General features: G+C 68.9%; 18 protein-coding genes. 8 read left to right on the forward strand and 10 right to left on the reverse strand.

The features are described from left to right. Positions 1-52 precede the first annotated feature (52 nt). From HHL27_RS17525 to HHL27_RS17545, 5 genes are all read left to right on the forward strand, one after another. Positions 53-1,576 carry a flavin-containing monooxygenase gene (locus tag HHL27_RS17525; RefSeq protein WP_169494686.1) on the forward strand — a complete coding sequence of 508 codons (1,524 nt, stop codon included), beginning with the start codon at positions 53-55 and terminating at the stop codon, positions 1,574-1,576. A gap of 103 nt (positions 1,577-1,679) precedes the next feature. Further along, positions 1,680-2,441, forward strand: a complete 762-nt coding sequence (locus HHL27_RS17530; RefSeq protein WP_169494687.1) for a competence/damage-inducible protein A — start codon at positions 1,680-1,682, stop codon at positions 2,439-2,441. Between the two features lie 11 nt (positions 2,442-2,452). Continuing rightward, entirely contained in the window at positions 2,453-3,016 is a 564-nt protein-coding gene (locus HHL27_RS17535; RefSeq protein ID WP_169494688.1) for a hypothetical protein, read from the forward strand. A gap of 4 nt (positions 3,017-3,020) precedes the next feature. Further along, on the forward strand, positions 3,021-3,806 hold the full coding sequence (locus HHL27_RS17540; protein WP_206069678.1) for an enoyl-CoA hydratase: 786 nt from the start codon (positions 3,021-3,023) through the stop codon (positions 3,804-3,806). Positions 3,807-3,821: 15 nt separating this feature from the next. Then, positions 3,822-4,772 carry an NAD-dependent epimerase/dehydratase family protein gene (locus HHL27_RS17545; protein ID WP_169494689.1) on the forward strand — a complete coding sequence of 317 codons (951 nt, stop codon included), beginning with the start codon at positions 3,822-3,824 and terminating at the stop codon, positions 4,770-4,772. A 15-nt stretch (positions 4,773-4,787) separates the two neighbouring features. Here the strand turns inward: HHL27_RS17545 and HHL27_RS17550 are convergent, their stop codons facing one another. After that, positions 4,788-6,761, reverse strand: coding sequence for a CocE/NonD family hydrolase (locus tag HHL27_RS17550; protein WP_169494690.1), 1,974 nt, complete (start codon positions 6,759-6,761; stop codon positions 4,788-4,790). Positions 6,762-6,891: 130 nt separating this feature from the next. On the opposite strand from HHL27_RS17550, the gene HHL27_RS17555 reads away from it, so the two are divergent. After that, positions 6,892-7,443, forward strand: a complete 552-nt coding sequence (locus HHL27_RS17555) for a lipocalin family protein (protein WP_169494691.1) — start codon at positions 6,892-6,894, stop codon at positions 7,441-7,443. Position 7,444: 1 nt separating this feature from the next. On the opposite strand, the gene HHL27_RS17560 is transcribed toward HHL27_RS17555, so the two are convergent. The 6 genes from HHL27_RS17560 to HHL27_RS17585 form a co-directional block, all read right to left on the reverse strand. After that, on the reverse strand, positions 7,445-7,750 hold the full coding sequence (locus HHL27_RS17560) for a hypothetical protein (protein WP_169494664.1): 306 nt from the start codon (positions 7,748-7,750) through the stop codon (positions 7,445-7,447). An 876-nt stretch (positions 7,751-8,626) separates the two neighbouring features. Next, positions 8,627-10,024: a TolC family protein gene (locus HHL27_RS17565; RefSeq protein WP_240959960.1), complete on the reverse strand. Its 1,398-nt coding sequence runs from the start codon at positions 10,022-10,024 to the stop codon at positions 8,627-8,629. Beyond that, entirely contained in the window at positions 10,021-11,124 is a 1,104-nt protein-coding gene (locus HHL27_RS17570) for an efflux RND transporter periplasmic adaptor subunit (protein WP_169494692.1), read from the reverse strand. The genes HHL27_RS17565 and HHL27_RS17570 overlap by 4 nt, the downstream gene beginning before the upstream one ends. 3 nt (positions 11,125-11,127) lie before the next feature. Continuing rightward, positions 11,128-12,831 carry an ABC transporter transmembrane domain-containing protein gene (locus tag HHL27_RS17575; RefSeq protein ID WP_206069679.1) on the reverse strand — a complete coding sequence of 568 codons (1,704 nt, stop codon included), beginning with the start codon at positions 12,829-12,831 and terminating at the stop codon, positions 11,128-11,130. 99 nt (positions 12,832-12,930) lie between these two features. Next, positions 12,931-13,842, reverse strand: coding sequence for a LysR substrate-binding domain-containing protein (locus tag HHL27_RS17580; protein ID WP_169494693.1), 912 nt, complete (start codon positions 13,840-13,842; stop codon positions 12,931-12,933). Continuing rightward, complete coding sequence (locus HHL27_RS17585; RefSeq protein WP_169494694.1) at positions 13,839-14,705, reverse strand: LysR substrate-binding domain-containing protein; 867 nt, start codon at positions 14,703-14,705, stop codon at positions 13,839-13,841. The genes HHL27_RS17580 and HHL27_RS17585 overlap by 4 nt, the downstream gene beginning before the upstream one ends. Positions 14,706-14,809: 104 nt before the next feature. On the opposite strand from HHL27_RS17585, the gene HHL27_RS17590 reads away from it, so the two are divergent. Both HHL27_RS17590 and HHL27_RS17595 read left to right on the forward strand, forming a co-directional pair. Continuing rightward, complete coding sequence (locus HHL27_RS17590; RefSeq protein WP_169494695.1) at positions 14,810-16,201, forward strand: proton-conducting transporter transmembrane domain-containing protein; 1,392 nt, start codon at positions 14,810-14,812, stop codon at positions 16,199-16,201. 29 nt (positions 16,202-16,230) lie between these two features. Then, positions 16,231-18,765, forward strand: coding sequence for a DUF2309 domain-containing protein (locus HHL27_RS17595; RefSeq protein ID WP_169494696.1), 2,535 nt, complete (start codon positions 16,231-16,233; stop codon positions 18,763-18,765). 54 nt (positions 18,766-18,819) lie between these two features. Here HHL27_RS17595 and HHL27_RS17600 read toward each other — a convergent pair whose 3' ends face one another. The 3 genes from HHL27_RS17600 to HHL27_RS17610 all read right to left on the reverse strand — a co-directional run bounded on the left by HHL27_RS17600 (position 18,820) and on the right by HHL27_RS17610 (position 23,491). Continuing rightward, positions 18,820-20,115 carry a spinster family MFS transporter gene (locus tag HHL27_RS17600; protein WP_169494697.1) on the reverse strand — a complete coding sequence of 432 codons (1,296 nt, stop codon included), beginning with the start codon at positions 20,113-20,115 and terminating at the stop codon, positions 18,820-18,822. Further along, complete coding sequence (locus tag HHL27_RS17605; protein WP_169494698.1) at positions 20,115-20,987, reverse strand: alpha/beta fold hydrolase; 873 nt, start codon at positions 20,985-20,987, stop codon at positions 20,115-20,117. Before HHL27_RS17605 ends, HHL27_RS17600 begins: the two co-directional genes overlap by 1 nt. Positions 20,988-21,127: 140 nt before the next feature. Beyond that, on the reverse strand, positions 21,128-23,491 hold the full coding sequence (locus tag HHL27_RS17610; protein ID WP_169494699.1) for a TonB-dependent receptor: 2,364 nt from the start codon (positions 23,489-23,491) through the stop codon (positions 21,128-21,130). Between the last annotated feature and the right edge of the window lie 28 nt (positions 23,492-23,519).

Raw genomic sequence — 23,519 nt, forward strand, 5'->3', positions numbered from 1 at the left:
ATTGCCACCAGACGCGCTAACATCGGTGTAAATAACGATCGGGAGAAAGACCATGGGCCTCGAGACGAAGCTCGAAAGCGCGCAACCTGATGTCGACGTCGCCATTGTCGGCGCGGGCATTTCCGGGATCGGCATGGCCGCGCACATGAAGATGCTGTGCCCGGACCGTTCCTATGCGATCTTCGAACGGCGCGATGCCATCGGCGGCACCTGGGACCTGTTCCGCTATCCCGGCGTGCGTTCGGACAGCGACATGCACACGCTGGGCTTCGTGTTCGAACCGTGGCGCCATGAAAAGTCGATCGCCGACGGCCCCTCGATCCTCGAATACCTCAACCGCATCGCCGATGAACGCGGCATCCGCCCGCACATCCGCTTCGGCACCAAGGTCGTCTCGGCCGACTGGGACAGCGCCGCCGGCCTGTGGCAGCTGGTTAGCGAGGACGACAGCGGCGCCCGCACCCGCTCGACCGCGCGCTTCCTCTACCTCGGCTCGGGCTACTACGACTACGACCAGCCCTACGAAGCGGAGATCCCCGGCAAGGCGGACTTTGCCGGCACGATCGTCCACCCGCAGTTCTGGCCGCGCGATCTCGACTATGCGGGCAAGCGCGTCGTCGTGATCGGCTCGGGCGCGACCGCGGTCACCATCGTGCCTGCCATGGCGCAGACCGCGGGCCACGTGACCATGCTCCAGCGCACCCCGACATGGTACGCCTCGCGCCCGGCGCGCGATGCCTTTGCCAACACCTTGCGCAAGTTCCTGCCCGAAAAGGTCGCCTATGCGATCACCCGGTTCAAGAACATCCGCCTGCAGAACTTCTTCTACAACCGCGCCCGCACCCGGCCCGACAAGGTGAAGGACTTCCTGACCCAGCGGCTGAAGGAGATGCTGGGCGACAAGTACGATGCCAAGGCCTTCACCCCGCCCTACAACCCGTGGGAACAGCGGCTGTGCCTGGTGCCCGATGCCGACATGTTCGAAGCGATCAAGGCGGGGCGCGCCGAAGTGGTGACCGACCGCATCGCCAGGATCGACGCCACCGGCATCCAGCTCGAATCGGGCAAGCACCTCGATGCCGACGTCATCGTCACCGCCACGGGCCTGAAGCTCGCGATGGCGGGCAAGATCGCGCTGGCCAGTGATGGCGTGCCGGTCGATCTGTCGGACCACTACTACTACAAGGCGGTGATGTTCTCGAACCTGCCCAACCTCGCGGCGGTGTTCGGCTATCTCAACGCCTCGTGGACGCTGCGCGCGGATCTCAACGCCGAATATGTCTGCAAGCTGCTCAACCGGATGAAGGACACTGGGCGGCAGGTGGCAACGCCGGTGTTGCCGGACGATTCCGGGCTCGAATTCGACGACGTGTTCGATTTTTCCTCGGGCTATCTCCAGCGCGGCAAGCATCTTCAGCCCAAGAGCGCGACCGACATGCGCTGGCGGCTCAGCCAGGACTACGTGCGCGACCGCAAGTTCATGAAGAGCGATCCGGTCGAAGATGGCGTGCTGCAGCTGACGCGGGCAAAGGGCGTACCGGTGGCGGTCGATCCGCTGCAGGTCGCGGCGGAATAGGGGCGCCCCGTCGATCGGCTTGCGGGGCATGTTCGTGACAGCCCCGCAAGCGCCCTCCGGCCCCTCTTGCCAGCGGCGGCCTTTGCGGTAACGGTGCCCGGCGATGACAGACACCGCCCGCATCTGGACCGCCGCGCTGATCGTGATCGGGGACGAAATCCTCTCCGGCCGCACGCAGGACAAGAACATCGCGCAGATCGCCACCTGGCTTGGCGTGCAGGGCATCCGCCTGCGCGAAGTGCGCGTCGTGGCCGACGACATGGACGCGATCGCCGAAGCGGTGAACACCCTGCGCGCGCGCAACGATTACCTGTTCACCACCGGCGGCATCGGCCCCACGCATGACGACATCACCGTCGATGCCATCGCCGCCGCGGTGGGCGTGCCGGTGATCGTTCACCCGCAGGCGCGCGCCATTCTCGAACGCTATTACGAAACGCGCGGCGGCCTCACCGATGCGCGGCTGCGCATGGCACGCGTGCCCGAAGGCGCCGATCTGATCGTCAACCGCATGTCGGGCGCGCCGGGCATCAAGTTCGGCAACATCTACATCATGGCCGGCGTGCCTTCGATCACGGCGGGGATGCTCGATGGCCTGACTGGAACGCTCGAAGGCGGGCTGCCGCTGCTGTCCACCACGGTCGGCTGCTGGGTCGCCGAAAGCGAGATCGCCGAACTGCTGGCGCAGACCGAGCGCGCCTACGACGGCGTGCAGATCGGCAGCTATCCCTTCTTCCGCGAAGGGCGCACGGGCGCGAACTTCGTCATCCGCTCGACCGACCAGGCCCAGCTCGATGCCTGCGCCGCCGCGCTGTCCGATGCGCTGGCCGCCATGGGCCGCGAACCCTTCGCCGGGGGCATCTGAGCGAGCGCGACATGGACCTGCGGCCATCGCTCGCGGTCATTGCCGTCGCCGCCTCCAGCACCGGACTTGCCGGCTGCGCCCCGGCCCAGCTGCACCGCTTCCAGCAGACCCTGCGCGCGCGCGACAGCGCCACCGCGGCGCTCACCGAATGGTGCCGCGCCGAAGGGATCGCCCCGCAAGGCGAAATCCGCGCGCTGGTCGATCGCGCCGCGTTTGAGGAACCCGATGGCGAAACGCGCGCCCTGCTCGGCCTTGCCCCCGGCCAGCGCGTGGGCTTTCGCCACGTGCGCCTTGCCTGCGATGGGGTTGTGCTGTCCGAAGCCAAGAACTGGTACGTGCCCGATGCGCTCACCCCCGAAATGAACCGCATCCTCGAAACCACCGATGCGCCGTTCGGCAAGGTCGTGGCGGGCCTCGGCTTCCACCGCGAACGCCTCTCCGAAAGCGCAGGTGGCTGGCCCGGCTGCCCAAAGGATACCGTCCTTTCGCATCGCGGGCTCTTGCGCCGTGCCGATGGCACCGCCATCAGCCTGGTTATCGAGTGTTATACAAAAGCCAATTTCAAGAAGGGATAGAGGGATGAGCGAACTGGTCACCATCGAAAAGCGCGACGCGGTCGCGATCGTCACGCTCAACCGGCCCGAAGCGATGAACGCGCTGTCCCGCGGCCTTCGCGATGCGCTGGCCAAGGCGATGGACCAGGTCGCCAGCGATGACGATGTTTCGGTCGTGATCCTGACCGGCGCGGGCGAACGCGCCTTCTGCGCCGGGCTCGATCTCAAGGAACTGTCCACCGGCAACGGCCTGTCCGCCGTCGCCCCCACCGGCGATGAACCCGCCGATCCGGTCTACGCCATCGAACATTGCCCCAAGCCGGTGATCGGCGCGATCAACGGGGTTGCCATCACCGGCGGCTTCGAAGTCGCCATCGCCTGCGACGTGCTGATCGCCAGCGACAAGGCGCGCTTTGCCGATACCCACGCCCGCGTCGGCATCCTGCCCGGCTGGGGCCTGTCGCAGAAGCTGCCGCGTTTGATCGGCATCGCCCGCTACAAGGAAATGGCCTTCACCGGCAACTTCATCGACGCGGCAAAGGCGCTCGAATGGGGCCTCGTCAACCGCGTCGTCCCCGCCGCCGACCTGCTCGATACCGCGCTCGCCCTCGCCGCCGAAATGGCCACGATCCCGGCGAAGACGCTGTCTGCGTACAAGGCGCAGATCGATGGCGGCAACGCGCTCGCCTATGGCGAAGGCCGCACCCACGAAAAGAGCGCCAGCCGCGCCTTCTCCGCCTCGCTCACCGCAGAGGACATCGCCGGCCGCGTCGCCGGCGTGCAGGCGCGCGGGCGCACACAGGCTGGGTAAGGGCGCACACCGGCAATGCGCGTTCTCGTCACCGGATCGTCGGGCTGGCTCGGCCGCCACTTTGCCGCGCGGTTGCGGCAGGACGGGCACCGGGTCACCGGGCTCGATCTTGCCGCAGGGCCCGAAACGCAGGTGGTCGGCTCGGTGGCCGATCGCCGCGCGGTCGAACGCGCCTTTGCCTTCGGGGCGGACGCGGTGGTCCACGCCGCCGGTCTGCACCAGCCCGATCTCGTGCGCACGCGGCTGCAGAACTTCGTCGACATCAACGTCTCGGGCACGCTTGCCCTGCTGGAGGCGGCAAAGGCGGCGCAGTGCAGCGCCTTCGTCATGACCTCGACCACCTCGCTGATGATCGACCGCGCCATCCGCGAGGAACGGGGCGATGCCGCCGTCTGGCTCGACGAAAGCCACGCCCCGCTCAACCCGCGCAACATCTACGGCACCACCAAGCTCGCCGCCGAAGGGCTCGTCCGCCTGTTCGCGCAGGAACACGGCCTGCCCGGCGTGGTGCTGCGCACCAGCCGCTTCTTTCCCGAAGACGATGATCGCCCCACCGCGCTGCTCAGCGGCCCCAACATCAAGGCCAACGAATTCCTCAACCGCCGCCTGAGCGTGGAGGATGCGGTCGAAGCCCACCTCGCCGCGCTGTCCCACGCCCAGCAGATCGGCTTCGGCCTGTTCATCGCCTCGGCCCCGCCGCCGTTCACGCGCGACGAAGTGGCCGACCTGAAGCGCGACGCCCGCGCCGTCATCGCCCGTCACTTCCCCGATGCGGCCGAGCTTTACGCAAGGCGCGGCTGGCAGCTGCCGCGCAGCATCGGCCGGGTCTACGATCCCTCGCTTGCCGAAGCGACGATCGGCTGGCGAGCGAAGACCGACTTCGCCGCCGTGCTCGAAGCCTTGCGAACCGACGCACCGCTGCCGTTCGTGCACGATGCGTCGTACGTTTCGCCCAAGGACCGCTAGGACCGCGCCCCGCCGTCAGGGCGCCGGGGTGACCGGCACCACCGGCAGCCATACCGCGCTCGCCCCCTCGCCGCCGCGCTCGATCGAGATCGTCGCCGCCTTGTAGTCTTCCTTCTTCGCCAGGAAGATGTTGGGCACGAACGTCTGCGGATTGCGGTCATAGAGCGGGAACAGCGAAGACTGCACCTGCACCATGATGCGGTGGCCCGGCTGGAACACGTGGTTCACCGTCGGCAGGCGGAAGCGATAGCGCTGCACCTGCCCCGCCGGGATCGCGGTCGGGTTGCTGAAGCTGTCGCGATAGCGCCCGCGGAAGATGTCGAGCGCGATCGGCAGTTCATAGCCGCCCATCTTGGGGTCGGAGGCCACCTCGTCCGGGTAGACGTCGATCACCTTGACCACGAAGTCGCCATCGGTCCCGGTGGTCTTGGCGAACAGGTCCGCGATCGGCGCGCCGCTCACCCGCACCGGTGCGTTGAGCACACCCGTCTGGTAGGTCAGCACGTCGGGGCGGCCATCGGCGTGGCGCTGGTCGCTCACCAGCCAGTCGCCCCAGCGCCCGTCGCCGAAGTTCACCGGGCGCGGCAGGTGCGGCACCGGCTTGGCCGGATCGGAGACATACGAATCCTCGCCCGCCGCCGCCTTGTCGAACGACAGGCCGCCGTTCGCGCCAAGGTAGATCGGCGTCAGGCCCGCCTTGCACCCGCTTTCGCAGGCGAGCGGCCAGTCGGCCAGCTTGTCCCAGTGGTTCTCGCCGGTGTTGTAGATCGCCACCTGCGGCAGGTTCGCGGGCGGCCCGTCCTTGAGGTACTGGTTGAACAGCGGCAGCACCATGTCCTCGCGGAACTGCTGCGCGGTATCGCCATTCCACTGGAACGGCCCCAGCGAGCGGCCATCGCGGTTGACCTGGCTATGCCGCCACGGCCCCATCACCAGGAAGTTGTTGCCGAGCTTGCCCTTGGCCTTCAGCGCCTCCCACGAATGGATCGCGCCATACATGTCCTCCTGGTCCCACAGCCCCTGCTCCCAGATCGTGGGCACGTTCGAAGGGTTCGCCGCCAGCAGCTTGTCGAGCGCCTGCCCCTGCCAGAACCCGTCATAGGCGACGTGCTGGACCATCTTCTTCCACGCCGGCAGCTGGTCGAAGCCCGATTTCTTCGCCCATTCGTTCGCCCCGCCCAGCCGGCGGAATTCCTCGTAGTTGTCGTAGACGCCGGTCGCCGGTTCCTTGCCATCGCCCTTGTAGCCGGTCTGCGATCCGATCCAGCCGATGTTGGCCAGGCGGAACGCGCCATAGTGGAACCAGTCATCGCCCATCCAGCCATCGATCATCGGGCTTTCGGGCGCGGCCACCTTCAGCGCGGGATGCGGATCGAGCAGCGCCATCACCACGGTGAAGCCTTCGTAGCTCGATCCGATCATGCCCACCTTGCCGTTGCTTTCAGGCAGGTTGGCCTTCTTCACCAGCCAGTCGATCGTGTCCCAGGCATCGGTCACGTGGTCGACCTTGGTGGGGTTGAGCGGCCCGCGCACGGGCCGGGTGACGATGTAATCGCCTTCCGAGCCGTACTTGCCGCGGATGTCCTGATACACGCGGATGTAGCCCGCCTTGACGAAGCCTTCGTCCGCCAAGGGCAGGGTCGAAATCATGTTCGGGCTGTCCGCGCGCGATGCCCGCCCCCGCGCGTTGTACGGCGTGCGCGTCAGCACGATCGGCGCATTGGTCGCGCCCTTGGGGATCACGATCACGGTGTAGAGCTTCGTCCCATCGCGCATCGGGATCATCACTTCGCGCTTGATGAAGTCGCGCGCGTCGATCGGCGGGGTGAACTTGGCCGGAATGTCGCCAGCGGGCGCGGCATTGGCTGCGGCGGCGATGTCCTTGGGGCTGGAGACGACCTGCGCGGCCAGCGGGCCGGCGCCGGCAATCGCGGAAACGAATACGGGAGCAACGATCAACGCGGCAAGACGCGCGGATTTCAAACGCATGGACGACCCTTCATCTGGTTACATCGGGAACCATAGAGCGCCCCGTGCGAGAGCGCCAGCGCCCGAAAGCACCGGAACCGCAGGCGATGTTCCCGCATTGGCGGCGGACTGCATAGAAGGAGATCACGTCATGGCCCGAACGGGCAAGCTCGCCGCGCTGGGCGGTATCGCCGTCGTCGCAGGCGCCCTCGCGGCATGGCGGGCAAAGCTGCGCCATCCGGTCGGCAACCCGGCCGTGCCAGACCCTGCACGCAACGTCGACGTCGAACGCTATCTCGGCCGCTGGTACGAAATCGCGCGCTATGAACAGGCCTTCGAAAAGGACTGCGAAGGCGCCACGGCCGATTACGCGCTGCGCGCCGATGGCCGGATCGACGTCGTCAACCGCGCCCGCCGCGCGGACGGCAAGTGGGTCACCACCAAGGGCGTCGCGCGCATCGTCGACAAGGGCACCAACGCCAAGCTCAAGGTGCGCTTCTTCGGCCCGATCACCGGCGATTACTGGATCCTCGATCACGGCAAGGAATATGGCTGGGCCATCGTGGGCGAAGGCTCGGGCCGCTATCTCTGGCTGCTGATGCGCGAACAGGTGCCGGGCGAAGCGAAGGTCGAAAAGCTGATCGAACGCGCCGCCGCGCTCGGCTACGACACCACGCTGCTGCGCCGCACCGCGCAGCCGTGATCTACTGCGCGTTCCTCGGCCGCGCGCGCCGCCGCCGCTTGCGCGCTGGCGCGGCACCATCGGCCGCGGCCGGCGCCACCGCCCATTCGGTCCCCGCTGCGGCATAGGCTTCCAGCTCGCGCCAATGCCGGTCCCACCCGGGCCCGCGCCGCTCGGGCGGCACCTCGGCCTCGACCATCGCCCGCGCGCGTGTCACCGGATTGGCAGGAACGTCATCTTCGGAAGGATCGGACACACGGCACTCCTGCTGGCCGCCGTCGATGCCCCGCACCACGCCGCAGGGCAACCCGTCCCCGTGCGGAAACATGGGGATTTGTCTTCCGCACGAGGCGTGGCCCCAAGAAGAAGAACAGTCCTTCGACAGGCTCAGGACAGACGGCGGTGTGGGAGCGCCCAAAACGTCATCCCAGCGAAGGCTGGGATCGCTGGCGACAGGGCGCCTCCCAACCGTTCCACAAACCGCCAACGATGCCAGCCTGCGCTGGCATGACGTCTGAGGAACGAACACCCCACGCCCCCCAACACCGCCCGCCCTGAGCCTGTCGAAGGGCCGCCCTTGTTCTCCCAGGCGCAACACCAAGACCGCACGCAACACCCACCCCACTCCAACCTTGACAAAACGTACCATATAGGTTATACGCCCCCCCACGGACCGGGAGCGGCATGGCCGGCTTGCTCTTCGCTCCTTCGGGCCAATCTCCACGATGGGAAAGGCCCGACGCGACCGGCGCGGGTCGGCGCTGCGGGAGGCCACTTCCTCGGAAGCGGTCAGCGAGGGCGTTAAGCCCCAAGTCCCTCAGGGCACACCCAACGCCACTGCAACGGACGGGCGGATGTGGTGCGGTGGTTCAACCGCGTGGCAGCGCCTCCCTGAAGTCACAGTGCCCCATGATCCGCCAAAGATCCGCTTCCACGCCGATCGAGGCCGTCCGGGCTGATCCTTCAGGGACTTATCGCTACGGACCGGGCCGCCTTGCGAGCCGCCGCCCGGGTTTCGAGCCCCCGTCCGACTACAGGCTGAGCCGATCCGGGATAGCCAACGCCCCGCCGGCCACTCGCCACAGCGTTCCTCTTGCCCTCCACGCGCACGCGCCACGCATGGCGCCCGCGCCGGTCGCGCAGGTCCGTACCGCTTCCCAACGGCGTTATCGTCCGGGCTCGCCGCCGGATATGGGGGTGTGGGTTACAGTCCCAGCGCCGCGCGATCGGCAACCACCGCCGCCAGTTCGGCCCGCGCTGCCGCTTCGCGCAACCGCGCATCGAGCGTGCGCAGCGCGGCATCGGCGGCGCTTTCCTCGCGCAGGTTTACCAGCAGGAAATCGCTCGCGCCCAGATCGAAGCGGCGGCGTTCGGCTTCGGCCATGCGGCGGGCCAGCTCCGCTTCGTCGCCGGCAAGCCGCACCAGCTGCGCGGCGCCGCGCACCTGCGTCTGCAGGTTGGCTATGTCCACGCCGATCTGGTCTTCCAGCAGCCGCTGGCGGTGCGACAGCGCGTCGCGTTCGGCCTCGACTTCGGCGATGCGCCCGCGCGCGGCGCGCTGTTCGAGCGGCATCGAGAACTTGAGCCCCACCAGCGCCTCGGCCGGACGGCGGGTGGAACTGCCCGCGCCGAAGTCCTTCGACGCTTCGGCCTTGATGTCGAGCCGGGGTCGCAGGTCGTTCTCGGCCAGCGCGGCGCGCGTTTCGATTTGGGCGATGCGCGCGACCAGCGCCTTCAGGTCGGGGCGTTCGGACAAGTGCAGGTCCACGTCGCCCAGCCGCGGGCGCACGCCATCGGGCATCGTGTCGGGCAGGCGGTCGGCGGTGGGCGCCACCCGCTGGCCCAGATCGTCGCGCAGGAACATCGACAACGCGTTGGCGTAAAGCTGCAGTTCCTGTTCGCTGCGCACCACCAGCGCCTGGCGCCGGACGATGTTCTGGCGGTTCTCCACCGCCAGAATCGAAGGCCGCGCCCCCAGCTGCACCTGCCGCTCGATCGAGGCCTGGCGATTGCGCGCAAGGTCGGCCAGCTCGCGATAGAGCTTGAGCCGGAGCCCCGCCCCGACCCACTGCTGGTAGGCATCGATCGCGCGGCGCTGCACGCCGATGGCCACCACCTCGCGCTCGAAGGCGGCAATCTCGATATCGCTTTGCGCCAGCGTCCGCTTGCCCCGGCGTTCGTCGATCAGCCGGTCGCGCAGCAGCGAAAACACCGCGCCCGCGCGCACTTCGCCAAGGCCCAGCGTCACCGACTTGCCGTCATAGACCGGGAAGTCCCCGGCCGACAGGCGGTAGCCGGCATAGACGTTGCCGCCGTTGTTCTGCAGCGGCCGGGTGGCGCGCACATCGGCATAGGTGCCGTCGTAGTAGCCCAGTACGCGGCTCTGCGCGTCGGCCTCGAACACCAGGTCGAAGGCCCCTTGCGCGCCGAGCAGCTTGGCATCGGCCTGCCGTTCGCGGGCGATCGCTTCAAGGATCTGCGGCTGATGCCGCGCCGAAGAGGCCAGCACTTCGCCCAGCGTCAGGGTCGGCGCGGCCAGCGCGGGGCCCGCCACCAGCAGGGCGAGCGCCATGAGAAGGCGACGGAACAGGGCGGCGATCATTTCGCTTCCTCGTCTTCCTTGCCCGCATCGCTCTTCTTTTCCTTCACCTTGTCGGCCAGCCCCTTGCCCGCACCCTTGCGCGGTCCGGTGTCGACCGGGGTGGGGAATTCCAGCGGGAAGTCGTTCAGCTGGCGCCACAGTTCGTAGCCCACGCTGACCGTTTCCATCTGGATCCAGCCGCGCACCTTCGAGCCGAGGCGGACGTAGTTGTCGTCGGGCCAGCGCGGCTTGCCTGGGCTAGGCTCGACCAGCACGCGGAACAGGCCGGTGCCTTGCGCCGAAGGGTCGATCGCCCGCACGCGCCCGTCGAACATGCCTTGCGCCACCGAAGGCCAGCCGCTGAACTGGATGGCGGGCCAGCCTTCGAAGTGCAGCCGCACCGGCTGGCCTGCGCGCACCAGCGCCACGTCGCGGCCATCGACCATCAGTTCGACCACGCGCGGCGAATCCTCGGGCGCCAGCGTCGCCAGCCAGTCGCCTGCGCTGACCAGCGTGGCACCGGCGGCGGTGTTGAGCGACTGGATCCGCCCATCGCGCGGCGCGCGGACCAACTGCGCGGAGGAGCGGTTGAGCGCGATGTCGGCCTTGGCCAGCTTGGCGCGCGCTTCGGCCAGCTTGGCGGCGTGTTCGGCCACCTTGATCTGCGCGGCTTCGTAATCGCGCCGCGCGGCAAGGCCATCGGCGAACAGCTGGCCGGTGCGGCCAACGTCGATCCGCGCGGTCGCCATCGCCTGCTCGCTCGCCGCGATCTGCGCCGCGACCTGCGCGCGTTCGGCGGCGAGGCGGGCGATGAGGTCGGGATCGTTGTCGGCGATGCGGGCGATGGGATCGCCCTTCTTCACCAGCTGCCCATCGACCACGTACCAGCGTTCGACCCGGCCAGGCACCAGCGCGGTGACCTGCTGGACGCGGTCCTGCGGATCGAGCGCGACGACCTGGCCCCGCCCCGGCGCGGTCTGCACCCAGGGCACGAAGATCAGGGCCAGCAGCACGAGCGGCAGGGCAATGCCGATCATCCAGCCGATCGCGACGACCAGCCGCGGCGGACGGATCGCGGCGAGGGTGTGGAAGCGGTCGAAGTTGTCGGGACGGGTCGCCATCGCTCAGCCCTCCCGTCCGGTGTCGCGCGCAGGCGGCAGCACCCGGTCGAGGCTTTCGCCCCGCGCCTGCTCGGTTTCGCCCAGCCACAGCCAGGCATCGCGCGCCAGCCCTTCGGGCCGTGCGGTGAACTGCAGCACGGTGGTGCCATGCGCGCGCAGTTCGGCCAGCACGCGGTCGATGTGCTCTGGCGGCAGCAGGTCGTAAAGCGGCGAGAGCACCAGCACGCGCGGGCGCGCCAGGATCGCGCCGGCGAGTTTCAGCGCCATCGTTTCGCCCACCGAGAGCGGCCAGCCCGAGCTTGACAGCGGCGTGTCCAATCCCGCCGGCAGCGCGCCGACGCGGCGTTCGAGGCCGACCAGCGCCAGCGCTTCGAGGATGGCGGCGCTGCGCCCGGCGGCGGCGAGGCCGAGGTATTCGCGACAGGTCATCTCGACGATGGTGGGGCGATCGAGCACGATCACGTCCGAGCGCAGGTGATACATGTCGAACGTGCCGAGATCGGCGCCGCCGACGGTGACGAAGCCGCGCTCGGGCGCCTGCAGCCGCTTGAGCAGGGTGACGATGCCGCGTTCGACCCCGGGCGCGGCGACCACGCCGACCTGTTCACCGCTGGCGATGCGGAAGTCGAAGCGATGCGCGCCGAGCTGCACCCCGTCGAGCCGGATGTCCCCGTTGCCAAGGCCCGGTGCGTCGGTTTCGGGCGGCACTTCCTGCGGCACGTCCCAGAACAGCGACAGTTCCTCCAGCCCGGCGGCAAGGTCGTAGAACACCTCGAGGTAGGAGCCGAGCTGGGCGATGCCGTAGAACACGCCCGAAAGGATCAGCTCGGCGGCGACGAGCTGGCCGATCGAGAGTTCACCCTGCAGGATCAGCCAGCCGCCCATTGCCAGCAGCCCCGCGCTGGCGGTGGCATAGAGCGCGAGCAGCGCGATGGTCTGGCCGAAGGTGAAGCGGAAATGGCGGCGGTGCGCAGCGACATAGGCGGCGGTGACGTCCTCCGACTTGTCGATCGCGAAGCGCATGTGGCGGCTGGACTTGTAGAAGCCGTTCGAACCGCCGACGCTTTCGAGCCAGTGCGCGGCAGCATGCTTGGCGTGGCTCTTGGCCACCGCGCTCGACAGCGAGCCTGCCAGCCAGATCCGCCAGATCGCGACGACGAGCAGCACCAGCAGCGCGTTGAAGGCGAGGAAGAACGGGTGGTAGAAGCTGGTGACGACCAGCCCGACCAGGCTTTGCAGCACGATGGTGAAGCCGCCGATGACCAGGCTGGTCAGCGCCTTCTGCACGGTGCCGAGGTCGAAGAAGCGGTTGAACAGATCGCCGCGCCGGGCATCGACGAAGAACGGGTTCTGCGCATGGACCGCGCGCAAGGTGATTTCGGCGACCATGCGGGCGAAGAAGCGGCGTTCGAAGCGGGCCATGAGCATCACGCGCAAGGCCATCAGCAGCCCGGCGATGCCCAGCAGCGCGAACAGAAGCAGCGAGAGCGTGAACAGCGGAGCGGGCAGCGCGGTGTTGGCGACCGAGTTGATCAGCAGCTGGACCGAGATTGGGGTTGCCAGCGACAGCAACGAGATCGCCGCGCCATACAGAAGGGCGAGGCGGATGAAACCGCGATCGGGCGCAAGCACGCGCGCGCTCCAACGAGCGTAGTCGCGCATCGTCGGCTGGTGATGCTGTCCGGAATCGGTTGCCGCTACGGCCATCGTGAACTTCGAACCTTCCTTCGCAGTTGCAGCACGAAAAGTGGCAATTCAACAACATAGCTTCAATTGGGCACTGGCTATTATTGCGATAGGTTTAACCTATCGTTCGGCAATGCTCCGCAATGTCTCGGCGAGGAGCAGCAGATCGGCCGACGGCCCCGCCCCACCCCGCCAGACGAGGCCGATGTCGCGATAGGGGCGCCCGCCGACGAAGGGGCGGACGATCACGTCGCCATCATCGCGGATTTCCTGCCGGCAGTAGAGTTCGGGCAGCAGGGCGAGGCCCATGCCCATGCCGGCCATCTGCCGCACCGCATCAAGGCTGGTGCCTTCGTAATCGCGCAACACCTGCGCCCCGCCGCGTTCGGCCAGCGCGGCGACCTGCGTGCTCATGCGGTAGGCCGGCTGCATGGTCAGCAGGCCGCGCCCGGCGAGGTGTTCGGGACGGATCGCGGCGACGCTGCGCAGGGGATCGTCGGCGGCCATCGCCAGAAACATAGGTTCACGAAACAGGCGTTCGACGTGGAATCGCGCATCGTCGACCGGAAGCTGGACCAGCAGCACGTCGTGCAGGCCATCGCCCAATTGTTCGGCCAGCACATCGGGCAGGCCTTCGCGCACGTAGACCTTCAGCCGGGGGTGGGTCTTGTGCAGCCGGGCGACCAGCTGGGGCAGGATATAGGGCCCGAGCGTGGGCGAAACGCCGAGGCGGATCGTGCCGCCGAGTTCGCCATCGCGGTGGCGCAGGGCGAGCGCGGCGAACCCTTCCGCTTCGGCGAGGATGCGCCGGGCGAGCGCCACCGCTTCACGCCCCAGCGGCGTGAGGAAGGCCCGCCCCCCGCGTTCGACCACGCGGCCGCCGAGCTGGTCCTCCACTTGCGCGATGGCCTGGCTGAACGAGGGCTGCGACACGCCGACCTGCCCGGCGGCGCGGGTGAAGCTGCCGCAATCGGCCAGCGCGACGAGGTAGCGCAACTGGCGCAGCGTCGGCTGGGCGGCGGGATCGCTCACGCCCCGCGCTCCAGCGCGGCGATGATGTGCTGGGCCAGGCGATGCGCGGTGTCCGACAGGCCCGGCGCTTCGATCAGCGCGATTTCGGTATCGTAGAGCGGCGGCAATCCGCTTTCCTCCCCCAGCGCGGTCAAGCCTTGCGGCACCATTTCGAACGGCAGCACGGTGATCCCCAGCCCCGCCTTCACCGCCGAGAGCGAACCGGCGAGGCTGGTGGAGGTATAGGCGACGCGCCACGGCTTGCCCATGGCGTCGAGCGCTTCGCTCGCGCGTTTGCGATAGACGCAGGGTTCGGGCGAGACGACGAGCGGGATGCGGGCAAGATCGGCGACCGCCTGCCGATCGCGGCCCACCCAGACGAGCGGTTCGCGCCACACCTTCACGCCGGGCTGGCGCTTCTGTTCGGGCTGGCGCTTGACGAGGGCGAGATCGAAGCCGCCGGCATGGAAGCGTTCGATGAGGTTGAGCGTCAGGTCGCAGGTGACTTCGAGTTCGACCAGCGGGTGCGCTTCGGCAAAGGCGGCGAGCACGGCGGGCAGGTGTGCGGTTGCGAAATCCTCCGGCACGCCGAGGCGGACCTGCCCCGCCACTTCGGGTTCGAACATTTCGGCGACGGTGGCATCGTTCAGCCGCAGGATCTGGCGGGCGGGCCCGATGAGTCGTTCGCCTTCGGGCGTGATGGCCAGGAAGCGGGGGCTGCGATCGAACAGGGTGCGGCCCAGCTGATCCTCCAGCCGTTTCAGCTGCAACGAGATGGCCGATTGCGTGCGGCCCAGTCGCTGCCCGGCGCGGGTGAGGCTGCCGGTATCGGCAATCGTGACAAAACAACGCAGTAGATCGATGTCGAGGTTGCGGAGCGCCATACACAACTCATTATCATTTACGTTTGCAATTTTCAAGATTTCACAAATTCGTTTCACTCATGCTGCAGCTGCTGCCAGTTCCCGCTTCCGCAAGGAGGTGAACGATGGCGACGACATTCGATATGGTGCAGACCGGAGCGGCACAGGCAAAGCGCCCGTTGCGCGTGACGGCCCCGGTGCTGGCGCTTTCGGCCATGGCGCTGGGCCTTGGCGCGACGGCGATTGCCGGACTGCTGCGCGTGACCGCTGCGGGCGTTGCGCTGGGCGGGCTTGCCGCGCTGCTCACCGGACTCGTGCTCGTGTTCGCCCAGCGCCACCTGCGCGCCGACCCGCGCCGCCTGGCCCATGCGCGGCTGGCGACCGGGCTGGCCTTTGCGACCGTGCTGGTCGGCCTGGCCGACAACGTCGTGCTGCTGGCCGCGGGATGGATCGCCGCCGGCCGGCTGATGACCGGCCTTGTCCGCCATGCGGGCGACTGGGCCGAAGCGCGCGCCGCCGCCGCCCGTGCCGGCACCGCCTTCCTGATCGGCGACATCGCGCTGGTGGGGGCGCTGGTCACGCTGGCGATTACGGCCAAGACCGCCTCGATCGCCGCGATCGCGGCCGCCGTGCCCACGCTTTCTCCGCTGGCGCTGACGCTGGCCGCCGCGCTGCTGGTGATCGCGGCTGCCGCACGCTGCGCCACGCCGCCGTTCTCGTCCTGGCTGCTCTCCTCGATTGCCGCGCCGACGCCGGTGTCCGCGCTGATGCACGCAGGCTTCGTCAATGCCGGCGGCTTCCTGGTGATCCACTTCGCCCCGGTGCTGGAAGCGGTGCCGGCGGCGCGCTTTGCCCTGCTGGCCATCGGTGTGACGGGTGCGCTCTATGGCTCGGCGCTGATGCTGGTCCGCGCCGACGTGAAGGGTGCGCTGGCCGCATCGACGGTGGCGCAGATGGGCTTCATGCTGCTGACCTGCGCGCTGGGCGGCTATGCCGCGGCGTTGTGGCACATGGTGGCGCACGGCGCGTTCAAGGCCTGGCTGTTCCTGGGCGCATCGGGCGCGATCCGGCGCAGTGCCGCGGGCGCCGGTGACAAGGCGCTGCCCGCGCCGGTGCCTGCGCTGATCGCGCTGGCGGCGCTGGGCGCAGGCGCGCTGATCATGGAAACCGCCATCGCGCAGACCACGCTGTTGCCGCTGGGCCTTGCCGCGACGGCGCTGCTGGTGGCGCTGGCCATGGCCGCGCGCGGGCTGCGCTTCGAAACCGCGCGGATCACGCTGCTGGCGCTGCCCGCGCTGCTGGTTGCGGTCAATGCCGCCGCGCTTGCGCTGATGGAAGCGGTGCAGGCGAACGCCGCGGTGCCGCTGCTGCCAGCCTGGGCGCAGCTTGCCCTGCTCTCGCTGTTCCTGGCCGGCTGGCTGGTGCAGCAGGATCTTGCCGCCGGACGCCGCCGCCTGCCCGCCGGGCTCCACGCCCGCCTGCTGCATGCCGGCGCGCTGCCCACCCCCGCCAATTGACCCTGCCTCTTCTCGCAAAGGACTGATCGATGGCTACGCTTGCCTTCAACCCGATGCTCGACACCGGCGCCCAGGCCGACCTTGCGGCCCATGTGGACGAGGCCGCCCGGGCCATCGCCCCGCTGTGGCCGCTGGAAAGCGCGATCGCGGTGAACCCGCTGTCGGGCTTCGAACACATGCCCTTCGAAGCGGCGCTGCGCGAAGGGGCCGAGCTGTTCGGCGCGCGCACCACGCTGCCGCTGGCGCAGTGGCGCACGCTGCATGCCGAAGGGCGGATCGACGACATCGCGCTGCGCAAGGCGATCGTGGCGACGCTGGGCGGGCTGGACCCTGCCTTCGCCCTGTTCGGCCCGGACCTCAACGCCTTTGCCCTGCTGCGCGCACGGCTGGTCGACCTGCCGCTGGCCGCCACGCCCGCCCCGGCGCGCCGCCCGCTGACCCCGGCGATCGCCCTGCTCGCCCGCTGGATCGGCTGCTTCCTCGACCGCGCGGCGCCGCCGCTGGCGGGGCGTGAAGACGGCCTCTATCGCTGCCTGCTCGCCGCGCTGCGGGCAGACCCTGCACTGCGCGCGCTGGCGGTGCGCGAACGGCTGCGGGTGCTCGACCTTGCGCCCGAGACACCGCTCGCCACGCTGGGCCTGATCCTCGACCGGCAGGCAATCGCGCCGGCCGCGGCGGCGGATCACGTGCGGCGCCTGTTCGCGCGGCTGCCGGGCTGGGCGGCGCACTTGCGCTGGCGGACGGCCCATGCCGAACCGCACCAGATCGGAGGCGCGCCGGCCGAGATGATCGACCTTGCCGCGCTGATCGCCCTGGTCGGCTTCGTCTGCGGCGAGGACCACAGCGCGCCGGCGGCTCCGGCGGCGGACCACGACGAGGCGGCGGTGGCGCGCGATCTGCTGGCGCACTGGAACCTTGCCGCCGATGCGCCCGCCGGCTGGGACGAACCGGCGCGCCAGAACTTCGCCCGGATCGTCGGCATGGACGAGACCGCGCTGGGCCTCGTCTTCCAGCAGGCGGCCGAGCGCGGGGTCATCGACAGCCTGGGCCACGCGCTGGAGGCGCGCTCTGCCGCGTGTGCCGCGAACGCCGAAACGGCGCGGGCGGCGGCGCAGCTGGTGTTCTGCATCGACGTGCGCTCCGAACCGATGCGCCGCGCGATCGAGGCGGCGGGCAGCGAAGAGGGCGGCTTCGAAACCTATGGCTACGCCGGGTTCTTCGGCCTGCCCATCGCGCTGCAGCCGGTGCTGGGCCCCGCCCCGCGCAAGCAGCTGCCGGTGCTGCTTGCGCCCGCGCACCACGTGGCCGAAGCGCCGCTGCCGGGCCGCGCGAGCGAGGCCGAGGACATGGTGACGCGGCAGGCCTGCGCCCACCGCGCGCAAGGCATGCTCGATGCGACCAAGAGCGGCGCGACCGGGTTCGCCGCCGCCGAAGCGCTGGGCCCGCTGGCGGCGGTGGCGCTGCTGGCGCGGACGCTGGCGCCGCGCCTTGCCGAGCGGCTGGCGCGCGGGGTGCTGGGCCATGCGCACGAAGTGCTGGCGCCGCTGGCCTCGAACGACGACGAAAGCGTCATCCCGCTGGCCGACAAGGTCGGCTATGCGCGCGGCATGTTCAAGCTGACCGGGCTGCCGGCGGCAACCGCGCGGCTGGTGGTGCTGGTCGGCCATGGCGGTTCGACCACCAACAACGCCTTTGCCGCCAGCCTCGACTGCGGGGCCTGCGGCGGGCATCCCGGTGGTCCGAACGCGCGGCTGATGGCGGCGATCCTGAACGATCCGGCGGTGCGGCGCGGCCTTGCCGACGATGGCCTCACCCTGCCCGAGGACACCGTGTTCCTGGCCGCGCAGCACGACACCACGCGCGACGAGATCACCCTGTTCGACCGCGATGCCGTGCCGCAGAGCCACCAGAGCGATCTTGCCGCGCTGGAAGGAACGCTGCGCGCGGCCGGGCGGGCGGCGCTGGATGCGCGCGCGGGCAAGCTGGCGCGGCCGGCAGACGACCTGCTGGCGGGTGCGGCGCACTGGGGCGAAGTGCGGCCCGAATGGGGCCTTTCGGGCAATGCCGCCTTCATCGTGGGGCCGCGCCGGCTGACCGCGCCGCTGGACCTTGATGGCGCGGCGTTCCTCCACAGCTACGACTGGCAGGCGGACAAGGACGGCAGCGCGCTGACCGCGATCCTGACCGCGCCGATGATCGTGGCGCAGTGGATCAACTGCCAGTACCTGTTTTCGACCATCGACAACGCCGTCTATGGCGCGGGCGACAAGGTGACGCAGAACGTGATCGGCGGCTTCGGCGTGGTGCAAGGGAACGGCGGCGACTTGTGCACCGGCCTGCCGCGCCAGTCGCTGTTCCGCGACGATGGCACCCCGTTCCACGTGCCGCGCCGCCTGACCGTGTTCGTCGAGGCGCCCCTGCGCCGGGTGGAGGAGATCGTCTTCGCCCACGACAACCTCGTCCAGCTGGTCGAAAACGGCTGGATCAACCTGGTCGTGATCGATCCCTGGAAGCACCGCGCGCACCACTGGCAGCGCGAACGGTGGGTGCCGCGCGTCTGCTGAGCGGGGGCGCTGCCAGTGTGAAAAGGTGGACGGGCGTGAAAAGGTGGACGGGCCTCAACCCTGGGGCTCGTCCACCCAGTCTTGCCGCAGCGATCGCCCCGCCAGCGCCATCAGCGCCGAAGCCACGACCAGCAGCCCCAGTGCGAACAGCATCGACATGCGCAGCGCCTCTTCCGCGTAGTGCGGCTTCAGCGCCGTCGACAACGCGCCCAGCGCATAGATGCCGCCGCCAAGGCCGATCAGGTTGTTGATCAGCAGGAACAGCGAACTCGCCAGCGAACGGGCGGGCGGTTCGACCAGGTGCTGGATCGCGTTGAGCACCGGCCCCAGCCAGACATAGGCAAAGGCCTGCGGGATCAGGAACAGGAAGAAGGCGATCCACACGTCGTCGTTGAGGATCCCGGCCACGTAGAGCGGCACTGCGGCGATGAACGAGATCGCCGGAACCCAGCCGAACCAGGCGCGGTCACGCTGGCCGAGGCGGTCGGCGACGCGCCCGCCCAGCACCATGCCGCTGACGCTGCCCAGCAGGAGCAGCCCGCCGATGAAGTACGAGGCTTCGATCAGGTCCAGCCCGTAGGAGCGCTGGAGCAGGCTGGGCAGCCAGAAACCGACGCCGTAGCCGAGCATGGAGCTGGCCGTGGCGCCGAACGTCAGCAGCCAGAACGAGGGCTTGGCGAAAACGATGCGCGCGACGGCGCCGAGGCGCGGCGGCGCGGCGATGGCCTGCCCTGCCGGCCGGGGCCGGTCGCGCACCAGCAGGCGGAAGATCGGCGCCAGCAGCACCCCCGCCCCGCCGACGACGAGGAAGGCCACGCGCCAGTCGATCGTCGCGGCGATGTACCCGCCCGCCAGCACGCCGATGGCCGAGCCGAGCGGAATGCCGAGCGCATAGATCGACAGCGCCGAGGCGCGCTTTTCGCTGGGGAAGTAATCGCCGATAAGCGCGTAGGACGGCGCCACGCCGCCCGCTTCGCCCACGCCCACGCCCACGCGCGCGGCGAACAGCTGCCAGAAGCCTTGCGCCATGCCGCAAAGCCCGGTGAACACGCTCCACACCACCAGCGCGCCGGTGATCACCCAAGTGCGGCTGACGCGGTCCGCCACGAGCGCGAGCGGGACGGCGAGCGTGGAATAGAGCAGCGCGAAGGCCATGCCGCCGAGCAGGCCCATGCGCGCATCGTTGATGCCGAGTTCGGCCTGGATCGGCGCCGCCAGGATCGAGAGGATCTGCCGGTCGACGAAGTTGAGGACATAGACCACGAGCAACATCCCAAGGACGAGCGCGGGGCGGGCGGGCAGTGCAGCAGTGGTCGTACTGGCTTGCGGCGGGCTTGCGGGGGCATGCATCAGGTCACGGTTCTCCCAAGGTGGCGCTCGATCGCGTCGAGTGCTTCTTTTTCATCGAGAATTGGAGCGTGACCCACGCGCGGCACTTCGGCAAGCGCGAACGGCCCTGCATGGCGCGCGCGCATTGCCGCGACCGTCTCGCGCGAAAGCAGATCGGACAGCTCGCCGCGCACCACCAGCACCGGCAGCGAATCGAGCGCATCCCACAGCGGCCACAGGTCCGGCGGCACCGTCGCGGGCGCATCGCCGCCGATGCTGCGCGCAATGGCCGGGTCATAGGCGAAGGCCACGCCCTCATCGCCTGCGCGGCACGTCCGCCGCGCAAAGGCCAGCCAGTCCGCGTGATCGTAATCGGGAAAGGCCGCGCGGTTGATCGCGGCACAAGTCCGCGCCGCCGCGTCCCAATCGGCCATCGCGCCCGATGGCCCGACATAGCCCTGGATCCGCGCGATCCCTTCGGCGTCGAGCACCGGCCCCACGTCGTTGAGCACCAACGTGGGAAACCGATCCGGCTGCGCGGCAGCCATCATCATCGCCATCAACCCGCCCATCGACGTGCCGATCAACCCGGCGCGCTTGACGCCAAGCTCGGCCAGCAGCGCCATCATGTCCGCCACATAGACATCGGGGCGATAGTTGTCCGGCTCGGGATCGGGATCGGACAGCCCCCGCCCGCGCTGGTCGGGCACGATCAGGCGATACCGGCGTGCAAGATGCGCCGCCAGTGGTTCGAAATCCGCCGCATTGCGGGTCAGCCCGTGCATCAGCAACAGCGGCATCGCCGCGCCGCCCGACACCGGACCGGGATAGATCCGCGCGGCCAGCCCCAGCCGCCCGCACGCGCTGCGCGTGCGGTGGACGCAATAGTCCATCATCGTCTCCTGTCCTCCCGCAAGACCTCTCCCCTCCCGCAAGCGGGAGGGCCATGCCCTTCTCCCCTCCCGCCCGCGGGAGGGGTTGGGGCGGGCAGGCGGCCGGAGGGAGGGGGAGCCGCCTGCCCTGGGGCAGATCGTCAGAACTTCAGCGTGGCCGTCACGAACACCTGGCGCGGGTTGCCATAGAACGCGGTCAGCGTGCCTTCCTTGCCCAGCGTCGGGATCAGCGAACCGTCGGGCTTCTTCAGGATCTCGCCGGTTTCCGGATTGGCGGCGATGAAGGTGTAGCCGGAAGTCTTGTAATGCTTGTCGAGCAGGTTCTTGCCGTGCACGCCAAGGCTCCAGCGGCCACCCGGCGCGGTATAGACCACGCTGGCATCCCACAGCCCGTAACCCTTCTGGTCGATATAGGGATTGGGCACTTCGAACTGGTAGGTCTTCGAACGATAGGACCACGTGGTCGAAAGCGAAAGGTCGCCCTCGCCCAGCGGCGTCGCATAGGCCAGCGTGGCATTGCCGGTGAACTCGGGCGTGTTCTGCACCTTGCGATACTGGGCCACGTCCGTCGGCCCCTTCCCGGCGATCTGCGTCACGTATTCGCGGTACTTGGCATCGATGTAGCCGAGCGATCCCGACAGGCGCAGCGTGTCGCCCGCGCCGATCAGGTCGCGCCCCAGCCGAGCGTTGGCCTCAAGTTCCAGCCCCTGCAACCGCGCCTTGCCCGCGTTGGTGATGATCCCGCAGAAGGTGGGCACGCCGCCCACGGTGCAGCCCGCCGAGCCGGGGATCTGCACGTCCTTGTAGTCCATGCGGAACGCGGCCACGGCGACGAACAGCGCGCCGTTCCAAAGGTTGCCCTTGTAGCCCACTTCGTAGCTGTCGACCGATTCGGGGCGGAAGCTCAGGTAACGGGCAACCTCGGCGTCGGACCGCACGCCGTCACCATTGGTGTCGGGCGCGTTCAAGCCCACGCCGCGCGGGTCGAACCCGCCGCCCTTGAAGCCCTGGCTGAAACTTGCATAGAGGTTGTGGTCGGGCGTCGGCTTGAAGCTCAGCGAAATGCGCGGGGTGAACTTGGTATAGCTCGCGCGGCCGGTGAAATTGGTGCTGGCCAAGCCGAACGGCACGCCAAGCCCGCCAAACACGGGCGAGCCGCCACCAAGATAGTTCTGCCGCAGGATCTTCGCCTTGCGCTCGTCCCAGGTATAGCGCCCGCCCAGCGTCAGGCTCAGCTGCCTGGTGAAGTCCACGTTCACTTCGCCGAACACCGCCCAGGTGTCGGTATCGACGTTCGCCTCGGTAAAGGCGGTCAGCCCGGGCACCGTGGTGAACAGTCGCACGTCGAACTGCGTGTCGGCCTTGGCGGTCAGGTAATAGCCACCCACGATCGCGTTGATCGCACCGCCATTGTCCCACAGCAGCTGCACTTCCTGGCTTACCTGCTCGTTGTGGTAGAAGGCCGGAACGTCAAGGTCGACCGCAGGCAGCGCGTCGAAGTCGATCGGGGATGCGCTGTCGTCCTTGCGCCAGGCACTGATCGAGCGCAGCGTCAGCGCATCGGTCAGTTCGGCCGTCACGTTCATCGACAGGCCATAGGCTTTGACGTCCTGCTTGGGGTCGTTGAGGCGACCCTCGCTGTCGAACACGTCCTTCAGCACCGGTGCGCCCGAAAGCTGGCCCGGGATCAGGCGGTGCCCGCCGCGCGGGTTGCTTTTGTCGCGGGTATAGTCGCCCGAAATGCGCACGAGCACCGGCTGGCCATAGCCGCCGATCTCCACCGTGCCGCGCCCGGCCCACACGTCCTTGTTGTAGTTGTCGAGGCCGGTCGTCAGGTTCTTGCCGAAGCCCCCGCGCGAAAGCCGCGCCACCGATCCGCCCACGCGGATCAGGTCGGACACCGGCGCCGAAACGGTCAGCACGCCCTCGGCCTGGTCATAGGTGCCATACGTGCCGCGCAGCTTGAGCGAAAAGTCCTGCGGCAGCTGCTTGGTCACGTACTTGACCGCGCCGCCGATGGTATTGCGACCATAGAGCGTGCCCTGCGGCCCGCGCAGAACTTCCACGCGCTCCACCTCGTAGATATCGAGCACGGCGGCCTGCGGGCGATTGAGGTAAACGTCGTCGAGGTAGATGCCCACGCCCTGCTCGAAGCCCGAAACCGGGTCCTGCTGGCCAATGCCGCGAATGAAGGCCGAAAGCGTGGAGTTCGTGCCCCGCGACACTTCCAGCGTCACGTTTGGCGCGCTCTGCGCCACGTCGGTAATGTCGAGCGCGCCGGTCTTGGCCAGCTGGTCGCCGCTCAGCGTCGTGACCGCGATCGGCACGTCGACCAGCCGCTCCTCGCGCCGCCGGGCGGTAACGATGATGCCACCTTCGTCCGCCAGATCGGCGGCGCTGGCGGTGGTCGCCTGCTTGTCCTGCGCCACGGCAGGCGCGGCGCAGATCAGCGAGGCAAGAACGAACGGACACGTTTGAAGCGCACGCAGGCGGGCCTTGGACATCGAAACTCTCCCCTGTGAAAATCCTCGC

The organism is Novosphingobium olei (assembly GCF_012927405.1).
Lineage (GTDB): Bacteria > Pseudomonadota > Alphaproteobacteria > Sphingomonadales > Sphingomonadaceae > Novosphingobium > Novosphingobium olei.

What these genes read in the sequence shown, in the direction of transcription:
- HHL27_RS17525 (WP_169494686.1), top strand. Translation starts at nt 53, where the DNA reads ATGGGCCTCGAGACGAAGCTCGAAAGCGCGCAACCTGATGTCGACGTC.
- HHL27_RS17530 (WP_169494687.1), top strand. Translation starts at nt 1,680, where the DNA reads ATGACAGACACCGCCCGCATCTGGACCGCCGCGCTGATCGTGATCGGG.
- HHL27_RS17535 (WP_169494688.1), top strand. Translation starts at nt 2,453, where the DNA reads ATGGACCTGCGGCCATCGCTCGCGGTCATTGCCGTCGCCGCCTCCAGC.
- HHL27_RS17540 (WP_206069678.1), top strand. Translation starts at nt 3,021, where the DNA reads ATGAGCGAACTGGTCACCATCGAAAAGCGCGACGCGGTCGCGATCGTC.
- HHL27_RS17545 (WP_169494689.1), top strand. Translation starts at nt 3,822, where the DNA reads ATGCGCGTTCTCGTCACCGGATCGTCGGGCTGGCTCGGCCGCCACTTT.
- HHL27_RS17550 (WP_169494690.1), bottom strand. Translation starts at nt 6,761, where the DNA reads ATGCGTTTGAAATCCGCGCGTCTTGCCGCGTTGATCGTTGCTCCCGTA.
- HHL27_RS17555 (WP_169494691.1), top strand. Translation starts at nt 6,892, where the DNA reads ATGGCCCGAACGGGCAAGCTCGCCGCGCTGGGCGGTATCGCCGTCGTC.
- HHL27_RS17560 (WP_169494664.1), bottom strand. Translation starts at nt 7,750, where the DNA reads ATGTTTCCGCACGGGGACGGGTTGCCCTGCGGCGTGGTGCGGGGCATC.
- HHL27_RS17565 (WP_240959960.1), bottom strand. Translation starts at nt 10,024, where the DNA reads ATGATCGCCGCCCTGTTCCGTCGCCTTCTCATGGCGCTCGCCCTGCTG.
- HHL27_RS17570 (WP_169494692.1), bottom strand. Translation starts at nt 11,124, where the DNA reads ATGGCGACCCGTCCCGACAACTTCGACCGCTTCCACACCCTCGCCGCG.
- HHL27_RS17575 (WP_206069679.1), bottom strand. Translation starts at nt 12,831, where the DNA reads ATGGCCGTAGCGGCAACCGATTCCGGACAGCATCACCAGCCGACGATG.
- HHL27_RS17585 (WP_169494694.1), bottom strand. Translation starts at nt 14,705, where the DNA reads ATGGCGCTCCGCAACCTCGACATCGATCTACTGCGTTGTTTTGTCACG.
- HHL27_RS17590 (WP_169494695.1), top strand. Translation starts at nt 14,810, where the DNA reads ATGGCGACGACATTCGATATGGTGCAGACCGGAGCGGCACAGGCAAAG.
- HHL27_RS17595 (WP_169494696.1), top strand. Translation starts at nt 16,231, where the DNA reads ATGGCTACGCTTGCCTTCAACCCGATGCTCGACACCGGCGCCCAGGCC.
- HHL27_RS17600 (WP_169494697.1), bottom strand. Translation starts at nt 20,115, where the DNA reads ATGCATGCCCCCGCAAGCCCGCCGCAAGCCAGTACGACCACTGCTGCA.
- HHL27_RS17605 (WP_169494698.1), bottom strand. Translation starts at nt 20,987, where the DNA reads ATGGACTATTGCGTCCACCGCACGCGCAGCGCGTGCGGGCGGCTGGGG.
- HHL27_RS17610 (WP_169494699.1), bottom strand. Translation starts at nt 23,491, where the DNA reads ATGTCCAAGGCCCGCCTGCGTGCGCTTCAAACGTGTCCGTTCGTTCTT.